Annotated in this window: 7 protein-coding genes; 5 read left to right on the top strand and 2 right to left on the bottom strand. The window is 57.3% G+C overall.

The features are described 5' to 3' along the window. Nucleotides 1–243: 243 nt before the first annotated feature. The gene (locus tag HNR46_RS20740; RefSeq protein ID WP_221285305.1) at nt 244–483 is read right to left on the bottom strand and encodes a hypothetical protein; all 240 of its coding nucleotides are present in this window, start codon (nt 481–483) and stop codon (nt 244–246) included. A gap of 328 nt (nt 484–811) precedes the next feature. On the opposite strand from HNR46_RS20740, the gene HNR46_RS20010 reads away from it, so the two are divergent. The 4 genes from HNR46_RS20010 (at nt 812) to HNR46_RS19995 (ending at nt 3,882) form a co-directional block, all read left to right on the top strand. Further along, nucleotides 812–1,111, top strand: a complete 300-nt coding sequence (locus HNR46_RS20010; protein WP_184022402.1) for a barstar family protein — start codon at nt 812–814, stop codon at nt 1,109–1,111. A gap of 192 nt (nt 1,112–1,303) precedes the next feature. Next, a complete protein-coding gene (locus HNR46_RS20005) occupies nt 1,304–1,579 on the top strand; it encodes a hypothetical protein (RefSeq protein ID WP_184022400.1) in 276 nt (91 codons plus the stop codon). A gap of 1,123 nt (nt 1,580–2,702) precedes the next feature. Beyond that, complete coding sequence (locus HNR46_RS20000) at nt 2,703–2,966, top strand: hypothetical protein (protein ID WP_184022398.1); 264 nt, start codon at nt 2,703–2,705, stop codon at nt 2,964–2,966. Nucleotides 2,967–3,477: 511 nt separating this feature from the next. After that, a complete protein-coding gene (locus HNR46_RS19995; protein ID WP_184022397.1) occupies nt 3,478–3,882 on the top strand; it encodes a hypothetical protein in 405 nt (134 codons plus the stop codon). 441 nt (nt 3,883–4,323) lie between these two features. Here HNR46_RS19995 and HNR46_RS19990 read toward each other — a convergent pair whose 3' ends face one another. Beyond that, entirely contained in the window at nt 4,324–5,271 is a 948-nt protein-coding gene (locus HNR46_RS19990) for an IS30 family transposase (protein WP_184022395.1), read from the bottom strand. 645 nt (nt 5,272–5,916) lie between these two features. Between HNR46_RS19990 and HNR46_RS19985 the strand changes: the two genes are divergently transcribed. After that, nucleotides 5,917–6,633, top strand: a complete 717-nt coding sequence (locus HNR46_RS19985) for a hypothetical protein (RefSeq protein WP_184022393.1) — start codon at nt 5,917–5,919, stop codon at nt 6,631–6,633. The last annotated feature ends 93 nt before the right edge of the window (nt 6,634–6,726 follow it).

The following is a 6,726-nucleotide window of genomic DNA, read 5'->3' as shown; positions in this document are numbered from 1 at the left end:
GCCCACGATTTGAACCAGACACGACACCACTTTCCCAACCCTCAACCTACTCCAACGGTGCCCGACTGCTTCAAGTCGCAGCCATAGGGTCTCGCTAGAAATTGAATGCGCTTTATCCGCCATCCACGCTTTAAGGATCTCCCTAAGCCAGAGTTCACTGGAGAGGAACACAAGGACGAAGCACGTGTGAAGGAATTCGACGATGCATTCGACCGCATTGCCGCATCACTAAGCGATCTATATTTAGTGGACACCGAGAGTGGATGCGGAGTCCAGGGAGCGCCAATTTCCATGAGCCGGCACGTAGACATCTGCCGACAGCACACAATTGTGGTCGACCGACAGGCTTGGCACCCCGACGTAATCAAGGTTCTTCACAAGCAGCTTCAGGAACTCCCGAACGGATGGACATTGGCGATCGACGCATCCGAGTTTCCCCCGGGCCAGGCTCATATCACTGTAGAGCCGGACGGCACAGTCCATGGTTGGTCAGACTATTCGGCGCGGGCGACCCTAAGCGCATTTGGTTTCGACGATCTCAAAGGGCCTATTCGGAATCTCCGCTTTGCAGCTGTTGGCTTCGTTGACGACCTCAGAACGAAGATCGAGCTCAGGAGAGTGATACGCAGGCCCTTCAACGTACAAGACCACCGCCCCAAGGACTAACCAAAGAAGCGAACAAGGCGAAGCAGGACGACACCAATCAGCGGCCTTGTCGAATTTCGGTCTAGGTGGTTACATCCGGCAACGAGATCAGAGAGCGCCGTCATGGTTCGTCGGTGCCGCCTGTTCTCAGACGTTGGCCCAAAAAATGGAGCGCGCGCAGATCGACATATCCGGAGTGAGCACCTGGGAAGATTTCCACGAATGCTTCGCCCAGAGGTTCGGCTTCCCCGATTACTACGGAAGGAACATGGACGCTTGGATCGACTGCATGGAGGACTACGCCTTGGGTGAGGATTCACTCGTGCTCCAGATCGATGGCATGCAGAAACTGAAGGATGCGTGCCCCGATGTTTACGAAGCGATTTGCGAGTGCTCGGCTTTCATCAATTACCGATCCAGCGAGTCCGGCGGGGACCGCTTCCTTGCCCTCTCGTTTTCATCCTGAGCCCTAAAGGCGGAACCAAAACAACGGCCAACAAGTTGCAGCACCCAACCGCCTGACCCGCTCCGAGTCGGATTTTCACCGTGATTAGGACCCTCAACCCACAGTCAATGCGCGGCTGCCGTCAGGCGGTTGGTGTGCTATGACGTTCTGCAAAAAATGGACTCACGAACCGGAGCGGGACTGATTGCGGGAATGCTTCAAGGAACGAAGCACATCAATCCTATTTGGGATGAGCTCCCTGAATCGACTGTCGATGAATTCCTGCGGACATGGGCGCACGAACTGGATAAGTGGGATGCCAGTTCGACGGACGCAATCATCGGATCGATTGCACAGCATGACGCTTTACGTGACGCGTGGAACCGATTGGATCAGCACTCCCGCGATGCTCGGAGGCACGTGATTGAGACTATCGCGGCAAACATCCAAAAAGAAGAAGCAGAACAAGTCGGAGCACAGAACCCCTGACCCGCTGCGAGTTCTATCCGTCATGACCATTCAACCTTCAACCCGCAGTCGAAGCGGCGCCCCCGGTCAGGGGTCCTGTGTCCTTTGACGTTCGCCAGAAGGAAGACATACCCTTTGATTTTGCGTGGTTTTGCCGTGCGCGTTGGATGGAGAGTCGCGCGAAGTTCTTCTGGTGGTTCGTCACTGTGGGCACCGGTTGCGGATGTTGGCGGGTCGGGCTTTCCGGTCCGGTGGCCGATCCGGTGGAAGAACAGTCGGACTTTCCGGCATGTCGGCTCGACCGGCGGGAGAGCAGGCGGGCTTTCCGGTGATTCGGTCCGGTTGGCGGAATCATGGTTCGGTCTTCAAGAGCAGCCGGAGAATCGGACAAGGCGAACAAGCCATCGCACCCAACCCCATACCCGCCCCGAGTCGATTTTCCGGGGTGGTCAGAAACTCCTGCTTGAATCGGGCTGGCGCTCCCGGTATGGGGTGGGTGGATTTCGACGTTGTGCTGAACTTTGGAGCACGGTGTTCCGGGGTTGATGATCGTGATGGCGGAGGGATCGGGGCAGGTCGGAAGCGGCATCGCGTTCGGGCACTCGACCGGTGCTGGCCGAGATGGCGCGGAGCGTCACCAGCGGGCCGCTGACCGGGCGGATAGGTTTCTGAAGCACTTCGCTTTGCGATAGCCTCACATCGCTATTCGGCAGGGGAAACCGGGGCGTCGAGCTGGCTGCGGGGGGCCAGTCTCTCCACAACTCTGGCCGCACGGGTTGGCGGTTTCGGGAGCGTTGCGGAGCAAACCGGCAAGGCGACTAACCGCAAAGCACAACAAGTCGAATCAGGGCGACCCCTCACCGCGGCCTTGTCGAAAATCCGAATTGGTGGTTCCATGCAGCAACGAGGACAGCGCCTCCGCCATGAGGGCCGGGTCGCCTGTTCTCTGACGTTGGGCCAAATACTGAGATGCCTTCCGCACCATGGTTTGGCGATTGGGATGCGCTCGTGTGGTGGGCCGAGTTCTTGGGAACCTGCACGATCCTTCCGTGCGCAATCATCGGAGCATGGATCCTATTGAGGAGAGACCGATCGTTCGCCTCGTGGCTTCTGTCGATTGGGCTGGTTGTAGCACTAAGCACTATTGGCAGTCTTCTTTGGCGACGTGGTGTATATCTGGCTCACCAAGGGGTGGCTGTTCATCAGTGAGAACGATGCCAACTGGACGCTGCACATCACAACCGACGCGATTCTAAGCGCGATCCGAATGTTTGCGGGGATCGCAGCGGCATTCGGCTTCATTCTTCATGCCGCCCGATTCCCTCGATCCAAACCAAAAACCAAGCCCAACAAGTCGCGGCTGGACAACCCGCTACCACGCCCCGAGTCGGAAGTTGAATCGCCCTGAGAACCTCTTACCCTGAATCGGACTGGCGCTCCCGGTAGCGGGTGCCAGCGCTCAAACGTTGTGCTGGACTTTGGAGCACGGTGTTCCGGGGTGGATGATCGTGAAGGCGGATGGATCGGGGCAGGTCGGAAGCGGCATCGCGTTCGGGCACTCGACCGGTGCTGGCCGAGATGCCGCGGAGCGTCACCGGCGGACCGCTGACCGGGCGGATAGGTTTCTGAGGCACGTCGCTTTGCGGCGGCCTCTCATTGCTATTCGGCAGCGTAGCCTGGTGCGTCGGGCTGGCTGCGGGGGCCAGTCTCTCCACGACTCTGGCCGCACGGCTCGGCGGTTTCGGGAGCGTTGCGGAGCAAACCGGCAAGGCGACTAACCGCAAAGCACAACAAGTCGAATCAGGGCGACCCCTCACCGCGGCCTTGTCGAAAATCCGAATTGGTGGTTCCATGCACCAACGAGGACAGCGCCTCCGCCATGAGGGTCGGGTCGCCTGTTCTCTGACGTTCGCTCCAAAATGAATCCGCCGCGTCCAACTTGGTCTCGATACGCGTGGTTCGCGGCTGGGTTCTGCACTTATACGTTTGCAGTAGGAATCTGGGCCCTCGGTCGAGGATTGGGATTCTGGGCGATCATGCCGGGTTGCATGATCTCGGGTTTGGCCGGTGGCGTGGTTTTGTCGGTAGCGACCTACCTCATCCAGACTGGCTACATGCAACGAGGTCGTTCCTTTTACCGCCTCTCCGAACGACCTGTGACCTTCGTTATGGACACGATCATGGTCGTTGTGGGTCTATTGCTTTGCGGACTATGGCTAGTTGGATACACCCTCCAAGAAACACGATCGCAACAATCCAAAAGCGAACAAGTCGCAGCACCCAACCGCCTGACCCGCTCCGAGTCGGATTTTCACCGTGATTAGAACCCTCAACCCACCGTCAACTCGCGGCTTCCGTCAGGCGGTTGGTGTGCTATGACGTTCGGCAAGAATATGAAGAGCAATGTCCTCAGATGAAGCGAGAAAAGCTGATATCTATTTTGCTGATCACCTCCGGACTGTTCCTGCTGGTTAGCGCACCGGATTGGATCACGGTTTCCGCGCATAGCCATCCACCTGGCGAATTTCTTTACGGGACTGCGAATCTTGAAGACGAACTCAGAGGAGACGATGCCAAGTTGCACCAACTGGTGAAGAGCATCGGGCTGCACGCCGGAGGGCGAAGGCCATTATCGACTACGTTTCCGAAACGATGTGGTGGCTAGCCGGAACTGGCTTACTGAATTTATGTTGCGGAATCGCGCTTCGGCCCAAGAGGCTAATGAAAAGCGCGCGGCTTCAAGAGTGAAGTGCAACACTAGCGGCCTATAGGAACAGTTCGTTTGGTGTGCGGAAGTTATAGCGTTCGCGCGGACGTTCGTTCAGTTCGTTGGCGATCCAGTCGCATTGTTCCTGGGTGAGCTTCTCCATGCTCGTGGCCTTGGGAAGATACTGCCGGATCAGACCGTTGGTGTTCTCGTTGGTTCCGCGCTCCCACGAGTGGTGCGGCGGGGCGAAGTAGAAGCGCATCGAGAGCTCCTCTTCGATTTCTCGATAGCCATGAAATTCGCATCCATTGTCTGCAGTGATCGTCAAGTAACGTCGGCGATGGCGGTGCGTCAGCAGCATCATTGCCTTGAAGACTTCTTCTTTGGTGCGCGCCGTCAGCTTGGCAATTTGAAGATACCCGGTCTTGCGTTCCACAAGCGTCAGGATGCAGGCCTTGCCGCTGCCCAGCACTGTATCAATTTCCCAGTGCCCGAGGCGGGAGCGGTTCTCCGCGCCGATCGGCCGAGTCGCGATCGGCCGCTTACCTGCAAGCCTTCCGCGACTGTCATATTGGCCGTACCGTTTGCGCCGCTTCTTCGAAGCCTGACGCAGATTCGTGTGCAGATCGCCACCGTAACGGCGGTCGTCCCAGACGTGCTGGTAGATCGTCTCATGGCTGATGGAGACGATCCGGAATCGTTTCAGCACCCCCGAGACCTGCATCGGACTGAGCTTCCTCCGGAGGAGGCTCCTGACGATTTCCCACACGTATCCGCTGAAGCACGTGCCCTGGCGGGCCCGGCGCCGGCGGCCCCGGGCCATCTGGCATGCGTGCAGGGGCTTGTATCGGCCATCGGTCGGATAGGCGTTGCGCCGAATCTCCCGGGAGATCGTGCTGGGACTCCGTCCAAGCTCGCGGGCAATCGCACGAAGGCTGAATTTCACTCGTCTCATCGCCCCGATCTGGTAGCGTTCGTCGTTGCTGAGTTGCTGGTAATTCTTCATAGGTGCAGCACCCGCCCCAATGCCCTTCCCAAGACTCAGAGCGGGTGTTGCACTTACTTTATGAATCCAAGAGCGCTAACAAGTCGCAGCACCCAACCGCCTGACCCGCTCCGAGTCGGATTTTCCCCGTGATTAGAACCCGTAACCCACAGTCAACGCGCGGCTGCCGTCAGGCGGTTGGTGTGCTATGACGTTGTGCTGGACTTTGGAGCACGGTGTTCCGGGGTTGGTGATCCCGATGGCGGATGGATCGGGGCAGGTCGGAAGCGGCATCGCGTTCGGGCACTCGACCGGTGCTGGCCGAGATGGCGCGGAGCTTCACTGGCGGACCGCTGACCGGGCGGATAGGTTTCTGAAGCACGTTGCCTTGCGGCGGCCCCTCATTGCTATTTGGCAGCGCAGCCCGGGGCGTCGGGCTGGCTGCGGGGGGCCAGTCTCTCCACAACTCTGGCCGCACGGCTCGGCGGTTTCGGGAGCGTTGCGGAGCAAACCGGCAAGGCGACTAACCGCAAAGCACAACAAGTCGAATCAGGGCGCCCCCTCACCGCGGCCTTGTCGAAAATCCGAATTGGTGGTTCCATGCAGCAACGAGGACAGCGCCTCCGCCATGAGGGCCGGGTCGCCTGTTCTCTGACGTTAGCCTAAATGAACTCTGTCGAAGATGCATTCAAATCACTTGCCGACCTGGGCTGTGAAATCGAGGCTGCAGAGAAAGTTCATCGCAAAAAGTTCCTAGCTGAAGAAACTGAAGAATACAACTCAAGCCGTTGCTTGGTCGATGGTCTGATTTCTTCAATCTACCTCAAGACCAATGAACCGATCAGCAATGTATCTCCCGAAAGCGAGTATCAATTGCTTGTTGGCGCATCGTTTATTCGCACTCACCTGTTATTGCATAACCTGATTCTCAACGGGCAGATCATCGATAGCCATTGCCTTCTTCGTAAGCAGCTTGAGCAGCTTGCTAGGCTACAAGAGCTGGAAGAGAAGACGATCACTGAATTAGGAACGAAGAAGACGCCGAATGTCAGTAAAGCAGGCGATGGAACTTTAGGGCGTATCTACGGCGCACAATCACAGGTGGCTCATTTTTCTGATCCTGAGGTTGGCTCGTCATTGCTGAATGTTGTGCCGAATACTGACCACGCAAGAGTAACGGCATTGCCCGTCTACACCATGAATAGCGTCTATGCCATGAACTCGCGCCTATTTTTAGCTATTCAGTTTTCTTCGTGGTTCATTTCAAAGCTCATTCGTTGGTATCCCAAGAAGAACTTTGATCTACTACAAGAGCAGTTCGTGATCGCTGCTGAGACTTGTGTTGCTGCAGGAATAATCAACAAAAATCCAGCAAAAGGCTAACGAGACCGTCGGAAAACCCCTGTTGAGCCCGTCGTACCATTGCCTTCGGATGGTGCCGAGTGATGGACGTCGTTTTCGATTTCCGGGCGGGCG

The sequence above is a fragment of the Haloferula luteola genome (genome assembly GCF_014201715.1).
Lineage (GTDB): Bacteria > Verrucomicrobiota > Verrucomicrobiia > Verrucomicrobiales > Akkermansiaceae > Haloferula > Haloferula luteola.
Note: the sequence above shows the minus strand (reverse complement) of the source record. Positions and strands in the feature narration are given on the sequence as shown.

Excerpts from the sequence above, each read along its gene's own strand:
- HNR46_RS20005 (WP_184022400.1), top strand. The coding sequence starts at position 1,304 with ATGCTTCAAGGAACGAAGCACATCAATCCTATTTGGGATGAGCTCCCT.
- HNR46_RS20740 (WP_221285305.1), bottom strand. The coding sequence starts at position 483 with ATGGACTGTGCCGTCCGGCTCTACAGTGATATGAGCCTGGCCCGGGGG.
- HNR46_RS20010 (WP_184022402.1), top strand. The coding sequence starts at position 812 with ATGGAGCGCGCGCAGATCGACATATCCGGAGTGAGCACCTGGGAAGAT.
- HNR46_RS19985 (WP_184022393.1), top strand. The coding sequence starts at position 5,917 with ATGAACTCTGTCGAAGATGCATTCAAATCACTTGCCGACCTGGGCTGT.
- HNR46_RS19995 (WP_184022397.1), top strand. The coding sequence starts at position 3,478 with ATGAATCCGCCGCGTCCAACTTGGTCTCGATACGCGTGGTTCGCGGCT.
- HNR46_RS19990 (WP_184022395.1), bottom strand. The coding sequence starts at position 5,271 with ATGAAGAATTACCAGCAACTCAGCAACGACGAACGCTACCAGATCGGG.